The organism is Agrobacterium sp. 20P9.1.2 (assembly GCF_057799395.1).
The window spans coordinates 1-18,474 of sequence record NZ_JBYOKI010000002.1; the positions used below are offsets into that span (position 1 = coordinate 1).

At 54.8% G+C, this 18,474-nt stretch carries 17 protein-coding genes and 2 pseudogenes; 10 read left to right on the forward strand and 9 right to left on the reverse strand.

The window, feature by feature from the left end; translation table 11 throughout:
* The 7 genes and pseudogenes from AC27VJ_RS05890 to AC27VJ_RS05920 form a co-directional block, all read left to right on the forward strand.
* Positions 1-241, forward strand: a pseudogene (locus tag AC27VJ_RS05890) (integrase core domain-containing protein); the annotation flags it as partial.
* A gap of 712 nt (positions 242-953) precedes the next feature.
* Positions 954-1,115, forward strand: a pseudogene (locus AC27VJ_RS05895) (alginate O-acetyltransferase AlgX-related protein); the annotation flags it as partial.
* 96 nt (positions 1,116-1,211) lie between these two features.
* A complete protein-coding gene (locus tag AC27VJ_RS05900) occupies positions 1,212-1,580 on the forward strand; it encodes a hypothetical protein (RefSeq protein ID WP_488683201.1) in 369 nt (122 codons plus the stop codon).
* A gap of 1 nt (position 1,581) precedes the next feature.
* The gene (locus AC27VJ_RS05905; protein WP_488683202.1) at positions 1,582-2,208 is read left to right on the forward strand and encodes an alginate O-acetyltransferase AlgF; all 627 of its coding nucleotides are present in this window, start codon (positions 1,582-1,584) and stop codon (positions 2,206-2,208) included.
* Positions 2,209-2,217: 9 nt separating this feature from the next.
* Complete coding sequence (locus tag AC27VJ_RS05910) at positions 2,218-3,561, forward strand: tetratricopeptide repeat protein (protein ID WP_488683203.1); 1,344 nt, start codon at positions 2,218-2,220, stop codon at positions 3,559-3,561.
* A 101-nt stretch (positions 3,562-3,662) separates the two neighbouring features.
* Positions 3,663-4,169, forward strand: a complete 507-nt coding sequence (locus AC27VJ_RS05915) for a tetratricopeptide repeat protein (protein WP_488683205.1) — start codon at positions 3,663-3,665, stop codon at positions 4,167-4,169.
* 11 nt (positions 4,170-4,180) lie between these two features.
* A complete protein-coding gene (locus AC27VJ_RS05920) occupies positions 4,181-5,188 on the forward strand; it encodes an alginate lyase family protein (RefSeq protein WP_488683207.1) in 1,008 nt (335 codons plus the stop codon).
* 139 nt (positions 5,189-5,327) lie between these two features.
* Here AC27VJ_RS05920 and AC27VJ_RS05925 read toward each other — a convergent pair whose 3' ends face one another.
* On the reverse strand, positions 5,328-6,239 hold the full coding sequence (locus AC27VJ_RS05925) for a sugar phosphate isomerase/epimerase family protein (RefSeq protein ID WP_488683208.1): 912 nt from the start codon (positions 6,237-6,239) through the stop codon (positions 5,328-5,330).
* A 362-nt stretch (positions 6,240-6,601) separates the two neighbouring features.
* Complete coding sequence (locus tag AC27VJ_RS05930) at positions 6,602-7,321, reverse strand: outer membrane protein (RefSeq protein ID WP_488683210.1); 720 nt, start codon at positions 7,319-7,321, stop codon at positions 6,602-6,604.
* A 268-nt stretch (positions 7,322-7,589) separates the two neighbouring features.
* Here AC27VJ_RS05930 and AC27VJ_RS05935 point away from each other — a divergent pair, with 268 nt between their 5' ends.
* Complete coding sequence (locus AC27VJ_RS05935) at positions 7,590-7,856, forward strand: hypothetical protein (protein ID WP_488683211.1); 267 nt, start codon at positions 7,590-7,592, stop codon at positions 7,854-7,856.
* A 99-nt stretch (positions 7,857-7,955) separates the two neighbouring features.
* On the opposite strand, the gene AC27VJ_RS05940 is transcribed toward AC27VJ_RS05935, so the two are convergent.
* The 6 genes from AC27VJ_RS05940 to AC27VJ_RS05965 form a co-directional block, all read right to left on the reverse strand.
* A complete protein-coding gene (locus AC27VJ_RS05940; RefSeq protein ID WP_488683212.1) occupies positions 7,956-9,044 on the reverse strand; it encodes an ABC transporter ATP-binding protein in 1,089 nt (362 codons plus the stop codon).
* Between the two features lie 4 nt (positions 9,045-9,048).
* On the reverse strand, positions 9,049-9,879 hold the full coding sequence (locus AC27VJ_RS05945; RefSeq protein WP_113085837.1) for a carbohydrate ABC transporter permease: 831 nt from the start codon (positions 9,877-9,879) through the stop codon (positions 9,049-9,051).
* 3 nt (positions 9,880-9,882) lie between these two features.
* A complete protein-coding gene (locus AC27VJ_RS05950) occupies positions 9,883-10,818 on the reverse strand; it encodes a carbohydrate ABC transporter permease (protein WP_488683213.1) in 936 nt (311 codons plus the stop codon).
* A 120-nt stretch (positions 10,819-10,938) separates the two neighbouring features.
* Entirely contained in the window at positions 10,939-12,198 is a 1,260-nt protein-coding gene (locus tag AC27VJ_RS05955; protein ID WP_488683214.1) for an ABC transporter substrate-binding protein, read from the reverse strand.
* A 39-nt stretch (positions 12,199-12,237) separates the two neighbouring features.
* On the reverse strand, positions 12,238-13,413 hold the full coding sequence (locus AC27VJ_RS05960; RefSeq protein WP_488683215.1) for a PLP-dependent transferase: 1,176 nt from the start codon (positions 13,411-13,413) through the stop codon (positions 12,238-12,240).
* The gene (locus AC27VJ_RS05965; protein ID WP_113085889.1) at positions 13,410-14,102 is read right to left on the reverse strand and encodes a FadR/GntR family transcriptional regulator; all 693 of its coding nucleotides are present in this window, start codon (positions 14,100-14,102) and stop codon (positions 13,410-13,412) included. Before AC27VJ_RS05965 ends, AC27VJ_RS05960 begins: the two co-directional genes overlap by 4 nt.
* 242 nt (positions 14,103-14,344) lie before the next feature.
* Here AC27VJ_RS05965 and AC27VJ_RS05970 point away from each other — a divergent pair, with 242 nt between their 5' ends.
* Together AC27VJ_RS05970 and AC27VJ_RS05975 are read left to right on the forward strand one after the other, a co-directional pair.
* Positions 14,345-16,354: a hypothetical protein gene (locus AC27VJ_RS05970; protein ID WP_488683216.1), complete on the forward strand. Its 2,010-nt coding sequence runs from the start codon at positions 14,345-14,347 to the stop codon at positions 16,352-16,354.
* 181 nt (positions 16,355-16,535) lie between these two features.
* Entirely contained in the window at positions 16,536-17,831 is a 1,296-nt protein-coding gene (locus AC27VJ_RS05975; RefSeq protein ID WP_488683217.1) for an ankyrin repeat domain-containing protein, read from the forward strand.
* Between the two features lie 100 nt (positions 17,832-17,931).
* On the opposite strand, the gene AC27VJ_RS05980 is transcribed toward AC27VJ_RS05975, so the two are convergent.
* Positions 17,932-18,345, reverse strand: a complete 414-nt coding sequence (locus tag AC27VJ_RS05980) for a DUF1810 domain-containing protein (protein WP_488683218.1) — start codon at positions 18,343-18,345, stop codon at positions 17,932-17,934.
* Positions 18,346-18,474: the final 129 nt, after the last annotated feature.

Here is an 18,474-nt window from a genome sequence, read left to right on the forward strand (position 1 = left end):
CAAAACGCTCTTCTCGTCGCTGACCCATGCTCGATCAGAACTTCTAAACTGGCGCAGCGATTACAACAATCATCGACGACATTCTGGACTTGGCTGGTGACGCCTGCCGAGTTCGCTCAAACCAACAACCCGCGACGTAATGCGGTGCTGCGCAGCCGGAATGGCTCCGCACCGCCACCCGCCACTACCGCCCCGAAGACAGAAACCCAAAAACCGCTGGCGCGAACTCAAAGCTGGATAAAACTTGCGGGGCAACGTCAGGTCGGCTCACAACTCCATCAGCATCCACCCTTGCTCCAGAAGTGTTTATACCATACCGAGAGTTTAGGTTCGATCGCAATCAGACTACTGCCTGAGAATGCATGAACCGAAATTGTGCAGGAAAGGATTAGGATGCCACGCACTTTATTTAGACGCGCTAGGATAAGAGCCGAGTGGGCAAGATATAGAATCGAAGACCTCAAGAAAGCATTGAATTGGATTTGCAGTGAGGGAAATATTTGTTCGTTCGCCTACGATAAAGATGAGGTTTCCCACCAATTTTCCATCTTTGTAGACGTAAAAAAAATACCGGCAGACCTCAGTTTGTTAGCTGGGGACGTCATAAGCAATCTTCGTTCAGCGCTAGATCACGTTACAACTCAGATAATATCAGAGAATTCACAAACCCCACAAAACACCGCATTTCCGTTCGCAAATACTGAAGTCGATCTTAAGCAAGCGATGGAAAAGTCACCTATAGCCCGCATATTTCCAGAATCCCTTGAAATATTCGTGGAAAAAATCCGTCCTTCGAAAGACGTTAATCCATTACTATGGTCAATATTCAAGCTTGATAGCATCGACAGATACAATGGCATTGAAATCGAACTTAAGATAAAAAAGGTCTATATCGAAAACGCTTTATACAAAACAGGAGAAGTCATTAACCAACGGCTGGCGCGCAGCTTGATATCTTCGGCAATACAGATCAGGGCGAACAGGTTGCGCTTGTCGGCACGAGCTTTTCCGATCTCGCTCCAGCCAATTTTGCAGGCTTCCTTTCCCAGGAACTGGGAACATCCGTCAACAATTATGCTGTCTCAGGCGGAAACCAGTTCGGCTCCATCACCGCTTACATAACCTCCGCCAATTTTGCAGAGAAGCGGCCCCGCTTTCTGATCTGGGAAAACCCGATCTACAACAATCTCGGCAAATTTGGAGATGCGCCCTTGCGCGAGCTTGCCGCCGCCGCAGTCAAAGTTTGCGATAGCGAGGCATCACCGACATTCTCCACCTCAACCGCAAACGTACTCGATGTGGCGCTAAAGCCCGAAAGCCTTGAAGGCCCGTCTGTCATCCTGGCCTATGCGGGTAATGAGAACAGCCGTTCAGCCATGCTGCGTGTTGGGCTTGAAGACGGTGACGTCATCGAAACGCAGATTTCACGACCCGCCCGGGCGGCATCGAGTGGACGCTACTACTTCCCCTTCGATGCCAGATCCAAATCGGTCAAGAACGTCCAAATCACATTCGACACCCTGTCTCCCGAAAGCGCCGGTGTGAGCATTTGCCACTCGGCCAGCACAAAGGACAACTGATATGAACCATAAAACGACGTTTTCGATAGCCGTACTGGTCGCAGGTTTCACAGTTACCGCCGGGTATGCACAGGATGCCGGACTATACGGCAAGGCGGCCGATCCCAAGGCCTCGTTCGTGCGGGTTGTCAGCTTTGATCAGCAATCCGCCACGATTGGTGGAAAGCCGGTGCCACCGACGCAAGGCGTCTCGCCTTATGTGAATGTGGATGCCGGCTCCGTCGAGGTGTCCTCTGGCGGACAAAGCAGGGTCATGACGGTCGAACCGGGCAAATATTACACGATGACGATGGGGGGAACCGGTGAGCGGGTCTTTAGTGACGCGGTCAAGAACGATCCCGCCAAGGCACAGCTTTACCTCTACAATCTCAGTGACCTAGCCAGCGTCGACCTGTTTGTTCCAGCAGCAAAGGCCGTAGCGCTCAAAGGCGTGGCAGCCGGTGAAAGCAAGGATGTGGCGTTAAAAGCGCCGCTGTCACTGGCCTTCGAGATACAGAAAGACGGTGCTGCCATTGCAACGACGGAGACGATCGATATCAAGCGAAAGGCCGCCTACTCCATTGTCATCAGCGGTGCAAACGGTCGCTACAGCGCCGTCGCACTCGAAAACAACCTTTTGCAGCGATAGGAGGCCATGATGTCCTTTTCTCCCAGAAACCGTGGCGCTATCGGCGTCCTGCTTTCCTCTGTCATGTTAGCCTTTTCGAGCGCGAGTGCGTGGGCGGCGGCGTCAGAGCCGCTCAAAATCGAGTTCCTGCCCCCGGCAGTGGAGCCCGCAAATATCTGCATCCAACGCGCGACCGACGACGATATCTCAAAGCGCTGGACCGCCTGGGATCGCAAGACGCTGCCGGACACGAAAGGCTGGATCATCCTGCGCGAAGCGCAGCGTCTGCGCGACATGGATGCGACACGGAATTTCCAGATTGTCGATAGCATGGTCGAGCGTCTGGGTGAGCGAAACGACCTCTCTGCCAATGACGTCATGGCGGAACGCATCTCGCTCTATTTGCGAGCCAGTGAAATCGCAGAGCTTGAGCAGTCAGGCCTGCTGAAAAAGCTTTTCGAGCTTGGCAATGGCATGTCTGCGCGTGAAATGAAGATGGCGGCAGACCTCATCGCGAGTGGCATCGTCAAGGATCAAGGCGGGCAAGAGGCAGTCGAAAAATTGCTAGTGCGGGCAGCATCGAACGGCCATGCTGATGCCTTGTTGACGCTGGCGAAGGCGCAACTGGATGGGAAGCCCACACCCGGCTGGGATATGGAGCCGTCTTTGGCCATCACCATGGCGCTGGGTTCCATGGTCGGCAAGCTGGACGACAGAATTTGCGAGCGTATTGGGCGTATCGCGCGAGAATTCGAAAAGGGTGAAGTCGTCGCGGCAGATCGACGCATTGCTGAGGCATGGCTGAGGGTTGCCGCGGATTTGGGTGATGGGACGGCTGCCTGGAAAGTGGCCCGCTACCATATGGAAAGCACGGCCATCGAAAAGGATAACGACATTCTGCTGCGTTATCTCAAAATGGCTGCCGACCACGGCATGATACCGGCGATGGTGGAACTAGCCAAGATTTACAATGCGGGCGCCATTGTCACAAAGGACGAAGCGCTGGCCCGAGAGTATTTCATCAAGGCTGCGGATGAGGGCAATCGCGCCAGCCTGACGCATCTTGCCGCCCTTTACAGAGCCGATACTGACGATCTCCGCTCCATCCAGGCATATGAGGAAACATTGCGAAAGCTTTCGGAACTTCCTCAGCCTCCCGCCTGGGCATTTTCCCGGCTTGGAAATCTGACCCTGGAAAAGAATGGACAATGGGCTGGTGGGCCGAAGGCTCTGTCGGTGAACAAAGCCGCCTTCTATCAATGGCTTCATCCATTATGGACTGCAACTTCGAAAATGCCTTTGCTTTGGCGAAAGCCTACGGCCCGATCGACCGTGCAAAGGCTGACAGCTGGACGAGTGTTGCCGAGGAACTGACCGAACGCCGAGGTTGGCGGTTCAGACTTCTTGGCGACGTTGCATCGGACGGTCAGGGCAAGGAGATTTCCGACAAGGCTCTCGCTCTTTATGAAGATGCCGTGCGCTTTGGTGATATGAAAGCAGAAATGGTTCTTTTGAGCCATTACTCCGATCCCGCCAAGAAGAGTTACTCGAAGGACAAGGCCGCCAGCGTCGTTCTGTCATCGATCAAGAATGCGACGCCTGACCAGCTTTATGAACGAGTTGCACGCATCAAGAAAATGAACACACCGGTGAAATCTCTCATCCTTTCGAAAATCGATCTGCACAGTATTTATAAAGCTGCTGCAGATAGCGGAGATCCGGGTGGTATGAGAGAATATGCAAAGTTTATCGTGACGGAACCAAGGCCCGGAGAAGACTTCAAACAGGCGCAAACGTTGCTCGCGACGGCAGCAAACTTCAATGATGTGCCTGCAATGTTGATCCTTGCCCGAAATCACGCCTACGGCATTGGCGGGCCGGTTTCTCTGGATGAGGCTCGGGTCTGGCTGCGCAAAGCATCTGACCTTGGCAGCGACGAAGCCGCAGAAATGTTGGTGGGCATGAACGCGAAGATCAATTGAGGAATAGAAATATGACAGGATTTTTCCTCAAATATGCGGCACTCGCCCTGGGTCTAAGCATCTGCTTTTTCCAAACCCATGTCTTCGCCGCAGACGATTGCCCCGCAGCAACGAAGCCGATCGTAAATATCGATTTGCCTTCCCGATACAAGGATGATGATAAATCCCGTTCGGAAATCGATGAAAAGCTAAACGCTGAGGTCGAAAAATCGCTTGCACCCATCGATGGCTTCATTCGCAATTTGGCGGACCTGGCCAACAAAACACTCGATGAAAAGAAAGCAAGCGCGGCTGCGAAATGCATTTTTCGCAACTTGTCAGGCTGGGCGCAAGCTGGGGCTTTGACGCAGGCTGAAACCATGAATGCTCATCTTGCACTATCGTCCCGAATTGCCGGTATCTCAGCAGCCTACGCCCGGGCCCTGACCGTCGAAAAGCCATCTGCCACAGAGACCAGCTCTATTCAGCAATGGTTAGTCGCTCTCACGCAAAAACAGATTGTCTACTTTGACACGCAAGCTCCACCCATGGCTTCGCGGAACAATCATCGGGCATGGGCTGGTCTTGCAGCAGCACAGGTGGGCGCTATTACCGGACAGCAGAAGCTTTTGGATTGGGGCGCGAAGACAAATGAGATGCTGATATGCTCCGCAAGTCCCGACGGCAGCTTACCGGAGGAAATGAAGCGAAAGGACAAAGCACTCCACTATCAGTTACACGCCGTCGCCCCCATCGTGATGACGGCTCGTATTCTCCACTCTTCAAAGCCGGACAGCTTGGATGTATGTGGCGGCAAGCTCGATAAAATCGTAGACTTCACAATTGCCGCACTGGCAAATCCTGAAGTCGTCGCGGATATCGCCGGGACCAAACAGAGCTTCCAGACACGAAAAGAAAAGCTCAAGCCGTTCCAGATCGCCTGGCTCGAAGCGTATCTTTCTTTGCAGGAGGATACCGTCGCATTGGCTCTCGCAAAGTCCTACCGACCCTCGCTAACTCATTCCTCGGAGGGAACCTGACACGATACTATGAGCTTTCCAATTAGCGTTGGTCTATTTTGGCGTTCAACAGCTTTTATGTCAGGGACCTTGATCACACCGGCGGCACCAAGCAAGACCAAAATCGCGCCCTCATCGTACTGGCCATCAAATGCGAGAACTAAGATTGTCGCCGGTTCACAGCATCAGCGAGTTTGAGCGCACGCTCCAAACACGCGGATTGCTGATCGGCAAAGCGCTCTGCTCCAATTTCCATGATAAGCGTCGTATCGGGCATGAAGGTCAGTTCAGAGAAAATGTCTTCCCAAGGGATATCGCCCCAACCAATTGGCAGATGGAGATCGCCGATACCCAGTGCTGTCGCCTCGGCGGGGTGATAGAATTGCTTCATGGAATATGGCAGGCCAAAGCTGTCATGAACGTGTAAGTGGCCAGTTACGGGGGCCATGGCGCGCAACTCATCACGAAAGTCGAGCCCCTTGAAGGTGGCCTCAATGTAAGCGTGGCTGAAATCGATCAATGCCGCGAGATTATCGTGACCAACGGCTCTGACGGTTTCTGCGACTTCACGCGGCGTCTGGCGGTACTGTCTAGGCTCGGTGGTGAAGATGTTTTCCAGTACGATCCGCACGCCGTAACTTTTTGCGATTTCGGCCATTTCGAAAAGCGCTTCACGTTCCATCAGGTCCAAATCTGCACCCGTCACGCCATCTGTGAGTTGGGCGTGGCCACAGTGGTGAACAAGGACACCTGCACCAAGCCGATCGCACAGTTCAAGCATCGCCCGCACAACCTTCTTTTGCAAATGCAGGTTTTCGCGGTCCATGAAGTTAGAGACGATCAGGCCATGGAGAGACAATTTTTTGAAGCCGTATTGCTTGACGATATCGGTCACGCGCCGCGTGCGATCTTCAATAATACGGCCACCGGATATGATTTCCTCGCCGTAAATGCCGATTTCACAGGCGTTTGCGCCTTTGTCAGCAATAATTCTCAAGGACGAATCCAATGTGGAAATATCACCAGGGCCAGTGGCGTTGCAAAAGCCTACGGCAGAGATGATGGAGGTCATGACAGAGTTTCCTGAGAAAGTGGATTGATCGTGAAGGACGAGACAGGCGCAGCGAGCAAAACCATCGCCGTACTAGCTAGGTCCCGTGACATGTTGCCGACATTTTCTTGAATATTGGATGACGTCTTTGATCACCACTACCAGAGCGCTCGGCGCGTCTGTTGACCGTGGCTATGAGCGCCTATGTATGGGCGATCCCGAATGTAATGAGGAATTTCTTTCACTTGCGCTGTGTTAAGGCAAGGTCCGGTTGAGCTTGGCGACGGCGCTCTACAGATCGCCATCGCACATCGGTTTCTGGCGGACGCAACGAGCAAACGTCGAAGTGTTGCAGGGCCGCTATATATGCGGCCCTCACCTGATCAGAACTGGCGGCGGAAGCCGACTGTAACGGCGTGACTGCTGAAATCGGTGCTTGATGTCGTGCCATCATTCGCTGTGAAATCGAAATCATTTGCAGCTGTGTAACGATAGCCGATGTCGAATGTCGTGTTGGTGAAGAGGTTCGTATCACGCAAAAACGAAATCGTGCTGAGGTCTATGCCAACGCCCGCATCCAGATGATAGGCAAACTTCGTATCGTCGTCGTTCATCTGAACGCCGGTGCCGGATGTGCCCTGGCGACGGAGCTTGAGGTTCATGGCGCCAACACCGCCACCCAGATAAGGTGTGACCGCCGTGCCGGTTGGCACGTCGAGATAGCCGTTGACGTAGCCCTGGATGGTGCTGGCTGAGCCGAATGATCCACCTCCAGCGCCGATGCCATCGACCGTATGCTCATCGACATCCGCACGGCCATAGCCAATTTCAAGTTCAAGACGAGGCGAAATGAACCCGTATGAACCAAAGCTGTAACCGGCTCTCAAAGCGCTGTACGTGCCGAGATCATAATCCGAGTTGAAGTCCGAACCTACCGCACTAAAGTCCGTGTCGTCCAGAAATGTCAGGCTGCTCAATGTACCGAGGTAGAAACCGCCGGGATTGGCGACAACGACAGGCTCGTTCTGAACAGCAAGGTCTGCGGCAGAAGCAGACGATGCCAGCAGTGCTAACACGCCCGTAAACTTGAGAAGACTTTTCATCTGAAAACCTTTTTGAATCAGCCCCCGCCGATAGGTTGAGGGTGGTTGATTGCGCCTTAGCTGTCTATGACGTCTTTTGTTTTCCGGTATTTTCGAAATTAGAAATGAAGCAAGCGTTGCACCACGGCAACGAATGAGCATGACGCCTAATGCGAAGGTTTGGTGGGATTTCTGCGCGTTACAACAATGCGTGACGGGTGGTCCGGGAACAAAGTGGCCCAGCGGTTGTTGTTAGTCACGACCTAAAACCGCTCATTTACGGTGTAAAATGGACCCCTACCCTTCCAACGCTACCCTGTCTGTGCTGTCATCTGACGATCTTGAAGAGATAGACCGGTTTCACACTGCGTGGTGCGAAGAAAACAATATCGGGAAAACGGATGAGAGGGCCGCCGAAGTGGCGTCAGCCCTAATCGACTGGTATTCGACAAGCCCATCCTATCGCCAGCGCACGAAGCTGGACCATCCACCTGAGCTGCCAATCTCCCAGACCATCGAAACGCTTCTTGAGCGTCTTGGGCGGGTTAGACAATAATCATTGTAGGCAATGCAGATGCCGGTGCGGGTTGTCTGAAGACAGGTCGCTAGCTCGGTTCAGAGGGCGCGGTCTGCGCTTCACATTAGACCCGCCCGCCTATCCATCGCTCAATCCCCCTTCAACCCTACTTCCATCTCGGTCAAAGACATGGAGCTTATCGTCAGGCAGACCAACGCTGATCGATATGCCTGGTTGTAGCAACGCGCGGTCGGATGAGAATAGTTTGAAGGGCAGGTCGTGCACCTTTAAGTGCAGGATGATCCCAAGACCTGTAGGCTCTACCAGTTCGACCTGCGCCTCAACACCCCCCGCTTGAGGAGCTACGATAACGTGCTCCGGTCGAATACCGAGCGTCATCGCTTCGCCGTGTTCGATCGGAAGTTTTCTGCCAAGACCAAGTTCGCTGCCGTCGGGTAGAGCCATATAGCTGCCCTCTGCCTTCTGCACACAATGCCCTTCAAGGAAGTTCATTCCCGGCGACCCGATGAAACCCGCGACGAACAGGTTTGCAGGTCGGTCGTAGAGATCGAGCGGCGCTCCGATCTGTTGAACGTAGCCCTCATTCATCGCCACGATCCGTGAGGCCAGGGTCATTGCTTCGATCTGGTCATGTGTGACGTAGACCGAAGTCGCCCCGAGGTCTGCGTGCATGCGTTTAATCTCGGCCCGCATCTGCTCCCGTAGACGAGCATCAAGGTTCGACAGCGGTTCATCGAACAGGAATGCCTTTGGCTGTCGCACGATGGCGCGTCCCATGGCGACACGCTGACGCTGTCCACCGGACAGCGCCTTCGGGCGACGTGCGAGATAGGGGTCGAGCCCAAGTTTGCTCGATGCGGACGAGACGGCGGCGGCAATCACTTCTTTGGGGCTGCGCCGCAGACGAAGGCTGTAGCTCATATTATCCGCGACGCTCATATGGGGGTAGAGAGCATAGGACTGGAAAACCATGGCGATATCCCGGTCCTTCGGTTTCAGGTCGTTGACCATCTGCCCGTCGATGGAAAGCGTGCCTGACGTGATCTCCTCCAACCCAGCGATCATGCGCAGCAAGGTGGACTTACCGCAGCCGGATGGGCCGACGAGAACGACGAACTCGCCATCCGCAATGGAAAGGTCAACGCCGTGCAAGACAGGATGATCGCCATAGGACTTGACGACGCGGTTAAGCTCGATGGAGGCCATGGATTTATCCTTTCACCGCGCCAGCCGTCAGGCCTTGCACGAGATATCGTTGAATAAGCAGGAAGAAGAGGCACGCCGGAATGAGCGCGAGAACGCCCGCCGCCATCATTTGCCCGAAATCGACCGAGAACTTTGAGACGAACGTCAGCAGACCGACCGGGAATGTCGCACTCTCGTTTCCTGAGATGAGCATGAGCGCAAAGAGCAACTCGCTCCACGCCGCAGTAAAGACGAAGCCCAGCGTCGCGGCTATTCCCGGCAGCGTCAAAGGCAGGATGATCTGCCGGAACGCCGTGAAGCGACTGGCACCATCGATCATCGCGGCCTCCTCCAAATCCTTCGGAATGCCGTCGAAAAAGGACTGCATCAGGAATGTAGCGAAGGGCACGTTGAACGCGGTGTAGACGATGACAAGCCCGGTGAGGCTATTGGTCAACCCAAGCGGTGAAAGCATCTTGAAGATGGGCGCCACCAACATGACCAGCGGAAACATCTGCGTAATCAGCATCAGCGCAATGATCCAGTATTTGCCACGAAAGCGGAACCGCGAGAGGGCGTAACCCGATAGAGACGACAAAATCGTCACGGCAAAAGCAGTTGATCCCGCCACTATGACACTGTTCTTGAAGAAGGTCGGGAAGGCACTGTTTTCGATCACGAACCTGTAGTGATCGAAGGTCGCGCGCGACGGCCAGATGCGGACACCCTCGCTGTACAGCAGGTCGTTCGGCGTCACCGAAACCTTGAGCAGCCAGAACAGTGGAAAGAGCGCAAAGGCGATGTAGGCGAGGATTGCCAGACGATGCGAAACGGTAACGAGAATTTTGCCGGTCATGGGTCAATCCTTCTCGATGAGGCGCTGGCGCATGATGACGATCAGCATGGAGTAGGCAAGCAGAAGCACCAAAAGCACCAGGGCGATTGCCGAGGCATAACCGAAATCCAGCCGCTTGAAGGCTTGCGTGAAAATGTAGCTTGCAACGATCTGCGTTCGATCCGCCGGGCCGCCATTTGTCATCACGATGATGAGATCGGCAAAATTGGCGATCCACACTGTGCGCAGTAGCACGGTTATAGCAATCGTCGGCGCGAGAAAGGGAAGCGTTATCGATGTGAAGCGCTGAAGCGGACTGGCCCCGTCTATGGATGCAGCCTCATAGAGATCGCGGGGTATGGCCTGTAGAGCGGCCAGCAGAGTGATGGCAAAAAAGGGAATGCCCCACCAGACATTTGCGATGATAGGGCCCCACATTGCCAAACTCGGGTCGGCAAGGATGTTGTTGGGAGCCGATAGCACTCCAAGCCACGTCAACCAGTGCGGCAGCGGGCCAATGACAGGATTGAACAGCCATGCCCAATTCAGGCCTGCCAAAAAGGTCGGAACGGCCCAGGGCAGGAAAACCAGTGCCTGCGCCAGTCCTCTCCCTGCGAAAGGTTTGTCGAGAAGCAGCGCAAGAATAAGGCCGAAGAAGAACTGCAAGAAAACCGATGCGCCGGTCCACCAAAGAGTGTTCTTGAGAGCGCGATAAAATGCAGTGTCCTGCGACAACGCTTTCAGATGATCAAGCCCCACAAAGCCGCCGGAAAACGGATTGAGCAGCTGAACATCGCGAAACGCATAGGAAAGACCCAGCAACAGCGGCACCATCATCACGGTTATGATGAGGACCAGTACGGGTGCGCTGTAGAGCCAGGGCTCGGCTGCGATAGCAAGCCGCCGGCGTAATGCGGGTCTACGCTGCGCCATAGGCCCGGCGTTTTGAGTGTAGGACATGTCTTGCTCCTCAGCGACATAAGGTCATGGCGGCATAAGACGCCATGCGCTGATCCCAGGTGTTCCGGTCTTGCGGCGCGGTCACGCAGCGCGCCCTTTTGAGCGCGCTGCGTGTCTCGTTCACTTGGTAGACAGGAACTTCTCTTGAGCCTTCGTCATGTAATCGGCCCACTGCTTGGCAAGGTCTTCCGGTGTGATGTCACCCAGAAGAGCTTCCTGCGAGGTTTTGATGACGAGCGAATCCTTGAAATAGGCGAACTCCTGGAGATAGGTCGGCATGGTGGTTGGCACCGCGTTCTTGTCTGCCAACTCCTCGAACCAGCCCTTGAACTGTTCGCTAGCGTAGAAGGGATCCTTCTCCGCAGAAGTGTGGACGGGAAGAGCGCCGGTCTTCTTGTTCCACTCGATATTGCCCTCTGGCCCTTCGAGTGTTTCAATAAGCTTCCAGGACAGGTCCTTGTCCTTCGACGTTGCCATCATCGACCAGCCGGCAAAACCGATGGTCGGGAACGCTTTACCATCAGGACCCTTAGGCATTGTCATCACGCCGAAATCTTCCGCTTTCATGCGCTGCGCAATCGCAATCAGAGCATCCGGATCCTGATCCAGGAACGCGCAGGTGCCGGAATAGAAACCCGCAACGATTTCGTTAAAGCCCCAGTTTACGCTGTCCTTCGGCGCATAACCGTTCTTGTAGAGGTCTATGACATAGGTCAGGCCCTTGATCCAGCCGGGGCTATCGAAGGTAGATTTGCCTTCCTTGGTGAAGAACTCGTTCGAACCCGCCATCGCCGCGCCGAACATAACCCAACCGTTCAGACCACCAGCACCGCCGCGCAGGCAGTAACCGTATTTGCCGGGAATGGCCGCAATCTTCTTCGAAGCGTCGGCAAACTCATCGAGCGTCTTCGGCAGTTCTTTCACACCGGCCTGATCGAGAAGCTTTTTGTTGTAGAACATGGCGCGCAGGTAAAAGCCGTAGGGCAGCATGTAAGCCGTCTTCTTGACATCGCGGCCCAGTTCCAGGGCACGTTCGCTCAGACCAGCGGTATGCTCCCACTTTGCCAGATACGGCTCCAGACTCTCGAGCATGTTGTTATTGGCATAGAGCGACAACCAGGTGTCGGGCATTTCAACGACGTCTGGAACGTCGCCCGCTGAAACCATGGTGGCGAATTTTTGAAAGGCTTCGTTCCAGGGAAGCGAAATGATCTCGACCTTCGTGCCGGGATTGGCAGCCTCGAATTTCGCGACGAGAGTTTTCAATACTTCCGTGCGCTCAGGGCTTGTAATGACTTCCACGAGCTTCAGGCTTGTATCGGCAAGCGCCGTACCGGCCATCATGGCGGTGAAGAATGCTGCTACTACCAGTTTTTTCATTTCGTTCTCCCTTTTGTTTTGGTCGGTTCTTTAGAAACGTCAGGCCGCGGCGGAAGCCTCCCTGATCGCGGGTTCAAGGTCATTCCAAAGTGCGTCGGTGCCCTCCAGTCCGACATGCAGGCGCACGGAGCGCGGGCTGATGCCGAACGTATGCGCCGAATTTGGCTGCGCTTTCTGTTCGAGCACCACTTCACCGGGGACGATCAGACTTTCATGCCCGCCCCAGGAAACTCCAAGTTTGAAAAGCTTAAGCCGGTCAGCGAAGGCCCGTACATCGACACCCTCGCGGAAAATGAAGGAAAACAGGCCGGAAGTGCCGTTAAGGCCAGCAGGCAGACGGTTCGCCAAGCCGGGATGGCAGACAGTTTCCACCACATCGAGCGCCTTTAGCCGTGACGCGATTTCAAGCGCCGATTCCTGATGTGCCTTCATGCGGATTGGCAGCGTACGCAGACCGCGTATTAGCAACCATGCATCGAAGGGTGACATCTTGCCACCAAGATAGGGATAGGCTTCCGTACGGATGCGGTCGATCATGCCTTTGGAACCGGCGACGACGCCCGAAACGACATCACTGTGTCCGCCGAGATACTTCGATGCCGAATGGAGAACCAGATCGACACCGAGCGACAAGGGCTTTTGAAAGATGGGGCTGGCCCAAGAATTATCTATCACCGAGATGGCGCCATGGCGTTTTGCAATTGCCGCCAGCGCGCCGACGTCATGCGCTTCCATGACCCAGCTTGTCGGGCTTTCCATGTAGAACAGCTTCGCACCGGGCATCGCCTTTTCGATAGCCGCCTCATCCCGGCCATCCACATAGGTGACCTCGATGTTCATGCGCTTCAACAACGTGCCGAATAGACGGAAGGCATCCGGGTAAACGTGGCGTACTGCAAGGATACGATCTCCGGGCGACACGAATGACAAAACGGTGGACGAAATCGCTGCCATACCGCTCGCAAAACCAAGCGCATCTTCCGCTCCCTCAAGCTTGGCCAGCATTTCCTCGAACATGCGCACCGTGGGGTTCAAGCCGCGGGTGTAAACCGGGCGGCTCTTTTCCCCGCGATAGGTGGCGACCATTTCGTCATAACTGGAGAAGGTGAACAGAGACGTCTGCACGATTGGCGGCACGACCGCGTCGAAAGCATGCACGCCATCATGGGCTACGATTAGAGATGCGGGATCGAAAAGATCGGAGCCATCGCTCATTTGGACATGTCCTTGATATCTTCCTCGACAATTGCGAGGATTTTCAATGTTTCCGCCCGCGCAGCACCGGCGTCTTGGGCGACAATCGCGTTGAAAAGCGTGCGGTGAAATGGAAATGAGCGAGAGGCGAAATCCGGCCTGTCGAACGGCTTGGACCAGAAACGTTCGAAGCCTTCGCGCATCTGCTCCAGCAGTTGCTTGAACAGCGAATTATGGGTTGCGTCGTAAATGGACAGATGGAAAGCGAGGTCGGCCTTGCCGGACGTACCCTCGGCAAGATGGACCCGCTCCATTTCCTCAAGCCGCAGCCGCATCCGCTCAACGTCGTCATCGGTCCTGCGGCGTGCAGCCGCCATGGACGCCTCGACCTCTATGCCGCGCCGCACTTCCAGCGTCATAAGCAACGCATCACGAAGGCTTTCGGCCTCAATCGAGATTGGCATGTGCACAGTCGCGCCGGAAATAGGCTTGATCAGATAATTGCCGCTGCCTTTGCGACTATCGATAACGCCCAGCGCCTGAAACTTGCGGATGACTTCGCGAATGGTGGAGCGGCCAACGCCAAGAGCCAGCATCAGTTCCCGTTCCGCCGGCAATCGGCTGCCCGCCTTCAATCCCGCACGCTCGACAAACTCCGAAAGCGCGACCTCAACCTGTCGCACCCGGTCGACAGCGGGCAAAGGCGTCATCAATGCACTTCCGGCACCCTGCTTCATACAAGTCCCAACGCGATTAATTGGTCTGACATCTTACCGATTAACAGAGTTTGGACTTTTATCAAGAGGAGAATTTGATAGCTCACATGCCACTATGGGGCTGCTCGCCAACGGTCATTTGTGTAATTACTGCCGACCTTTAACAGCCACTTGCTAAGCAACTTTCGCGTGCTTAAAAGACCTTCAACTTAATATGTGTTGGAGAGGACCAATTCGTGGAACAGGCAAATTCCCAGAACGGCAAGCGTAAGTCCAAGGCGCTTTGGATTTCCGCAGCGCTTATCGCTGTTGTCGTAGCCGGTGGCATGGGGGCAAAGATTTTCTACGAAGGGAAAGTCAAGGATTTGATCGCTCGCAGCGGTGCAACAGCAGGTTCCGTCGATGTTGATTTTCTGGGAAAGGTTCACGTTCGCGAACTGACCCTGCCGCTTGAAGATGGCAAGAATATTCGTATCGCGGCAATCGATGGTCGACCGAAATTATCATTTCTGGATGGGATTCTAGAGATGAAAGACGTTACCATCGACGCGCCCACCGGACAGATATCGATGGCTGAGGCTCGCGTCGAAAATGTTGCTTTCCAGAGAAAGCAGGGCGTGTCGGACCAAGAGCGCGCGAACGCTCTTTCAAGACGGATCGAGCTCTTTACGGCAAAGAGCATCTCCACGCCTGAGATGGTCTTCACCCAGTCCACTCCGACCCTGCAGCAGAAGATCACCTACAAGAACGCGGCTCTCACAGACGTTACCGACGGCCGCATCGCGCGTTACTCAATTGAGACGGCCAGCTACGACATCCAGATGGATTTGCCCGATGCCAGCGGCGAGTTGAAAAAGAAGCACGTTGTCGGATCGAACGGGGTGTTGACCGGCCAGGATATCGACCTCGCTTACCTCGCCAGAATTTATTCGGAAAAGGCAGGCCCCAACGATAAGGAAGCAAAACCGCTTTACGGTCCGCTCTCAGTCAAGAACATATCGTTTTCCGAGGGCGACGCACGTTTTGGCTATGATGAAATCCGCAGCGACGGCTTTAGCGTCCGCATGCCAGCCGAACCACTTGCGGACACCATAGCTGCACTGACAGCGAACAAAAATCCCAATGAGCTTCCACCAGCCGAGCAAAAAGCGGCTTTGACCAAAGCGCTCTCAATTTTCGACATATTCGGCAAGAGCAGCATGCAGTTGCTCGGGTTCAAGGCAGATGTGCCGGATAAAGAAGAAGGGTCGACAGGGAAAAGGGTCAAAGGCGAAATCGACCGTATGGACATGCAGATGGACGGTCGCAAGGTCGACTTCGCCATGAATGGAATGCGGATTGGAAGCGACAACGACAAAATTGGAGTTGATGAGTTCAGCCTGAAGGGCTTCGACTGGACTGCAACCGCAAAAGGTCTCTCCGAAATCGTCGGGCTGGATGAAGCCGGACTGGCAACCTTTCAGTTTCAGCGTCTCATGCCGGAGTTTGGCCGAATTCGTCTCGGCGGGATCAACATTGATGCGACTGCACCCGAACAGCCGGACGGCGAAACAACCGGAACGCCCGAGCGCATCAAGTTCTCGCTTCGCAATTTCGAAATGGCCCTAACAAAGCCCTTCAACGGCATCCCCACCGATATTGAAATCAGGCAGGATGACCTCTCGCTACCCGTCCCGGCAGGCTCGTCGGAGGAAATCTTCATCGAGGCGCGCAAGCTGGGGTTGGACGCGCTGACCTTCTCCTATGGCTTCTCTGCGGGCTGGGATGAACGAAGCGACAGTCTCAATATCCGCGACGTTTCTATCAGCAGCAAGGATTTCGGGAGCGTCAATCTTTCCGGCCTCATCAGCGGCTTCACGAAGGAATTCTTCTCCCTCGACATCAACCGTGCCCAGGCTGCGCTTTTCGGACTCGCGGGTCGGGAAATGAAGCTTACGGTCAAAGACGAAGGTATGATGGCGAAAGCGATCAAGCTCTACGCCCTGCAAAACGACATGACCGAGGATCAGGTTCGCGGGACCCTCAGCCTAGGCGTCAATGTCATACTGATGCAGATTGCGGGCGAACAACCCAAACTCCAGAATGCAATGGAAGCCCTCGCCCGCTTCGCCAGCGACCCAGGCACCTTGACGGTCACCGCCAAAGCGACAGGCCCCAACGGCCTCGGCATCTTCGATCTGATCGCCGCATCGGAAGACCCGATGCTTCTGTTGGATAAGGTCGATATCCAGGCGACTGCTGAGTAAGGGATATGGCCGCTTGAGACGTCCATCGGCTCTGATTTTCTGGGCCGATGGCCGAGGGGGCGAAAGGTCCTTGCTCCACTGTAGTTCGGTAATAGGATGTCAAAACTGCGTGTTGCAGCTAGTTTACCTGAATGCAGACACACCAGGCGCCAAGGCGTGGCTGACGTGGACGGGGCGCAACATGAACGGCAGCGAACCGGACGAACCGCCGGTCGCCGTGGTCGAGAAGACGATAGCAGATGTCGCCTTGCTCAAGGCTGCGCGTGCAAATTCGCTTTCGGGCGTGAATTCAGCACTTCTGGCAGGTGCAAAGCCGGATTGCGTGCCCGCCAGTCAAAGGATGATGGAGGAAATGGTGTGGGGCGAAGAGTTCTACACCGCGATATCTTACGCAATACGCAACAACAATACGGCGATGATCGAACGCCTTTTTCAGGTTGGCGCAACGCTCAACACGCGGCTATTGCCACTGAATGTTGCGGTTAAAGAAAGTTCGCTTGCAACCGTTCGCTGGCTTATCGAGCATGGCGCTCGCATCAATGGGTGGAAGAATCAGCGCTACTGGCCCCTGCACGATCTCGTCGTATCCCGCGGTGTGGTCGCCTCCATGACGCTGGAGGAATACCATGACACGCTGAAAGAGAGCTACGACGTCGGTGGTTCGTCGCTCAGATCAGAGATTGAGAAGCAGCTTAAATGGCACATCAGCCACGCAGATTACATCAAGATGTTGGAAGCTCTGCTTGAGGGGGGCGCATATCCCGACGCTCGTTGGGACAACGGACTGACTATGCTTGCCTGGGGCGATGATGCTGCCGCAAAAGTGTTGCTCGCACATGGAGCCGATCCGAACATAAGAGACACACGTGGCTCGACGCCGCTTCATTCCGCCCGCACCGGCGCAAAGGTGCGCCTGCTGGTCGGTGCAGGTGCCGATATCAACGCGCTTGAGGTGGCCCCGGACGAAGAGAATGTTGTGGGATATACACCTCTTCAATCCGCATTACTGACCGGGAAGTTGACGGGAGACAGCCCCATAACGGCGCTGCTGGAACTCGGCGCGGACCCGAAACGCCACAGCGCCGACGGTCGCACAACGCTCGCCTATTGTTTCGATGAAATGAGTTTCAAATTGATTGCCGCCAGAGGCGTCGATCCAATGACGCTTCAACCGGGGCGACAAACGCTTCTTCACAATCTGACGAGCCATCATTGGCTCCCTCGCCAAACCTTTCCGAGCGAAGTGGCGTTTCTGGATTTTCTGATTGGCTTGGGCATAGACATAAATGCGCGTGACGACAGAGGGCGCACAATGCTCCACTATGCTGCGGAAAATGAAGCCTATGAAGATTCCGCGCCCAATTTCGAAGCCGTCATTGTCCGCGGAGCGGACAAAAACATCAAGGACAACGACGGAAAGCGTCCGTTCGATCTGGTGGCAGAGTCTCTTGCTGATGTCAGAGCCATGCTCCGGTAAGGCCCGTTTGCGTTGTCAGCGCAAGCCAGACATCAAGACGTCAGCAGATGTCACTTTCCCATACGAGAGAACACTACTCCGAGCAGCTTCGGAGTTTCGGCTAGAGGCGGGCAAGCGTTTCATCATCGAGTTTACCATCATAGAAGCGATGGATCGCGGATTGGAAAAGCGCGCTGTTCCCCTCCACAACGGAAAACAGCGTCATACAGGAATGAAATTTCATATCGTCCGGAGAACCGAGAATGTCATGCGCGCTGCGATCCGAATGGCTGAGCATGGCCTCGGTGCATTCCACCAACCTTGCTCCAAGCAGAGGATGGTCAAGGTAGGCTCGCGCTTCCACAAGACCGGAAATGGCATAGAGGCGGGCCGTTTCAGAGCGGCCGAGGCCTGATATCTGCGGAAAGATGAACCACATCCAGTGCGAACGCTTCTTGCCTGCGCGCAGCTCGCCGAGCGCAACCTCGTAGGTAATTTTCTGCGGGGCGATAAAGCGCTCGAGCTTGAACTGCATGCCTTCCATCCTCTTCGAAGTGGTGGCTCTTGAACCGTGAGCATTGTCAAAACACGACCCGTCCAGGATTCAATTCAGCGATCATGACATGAGCGTTGTGAGCTGCCTACGGATGAATACCGATCGCAA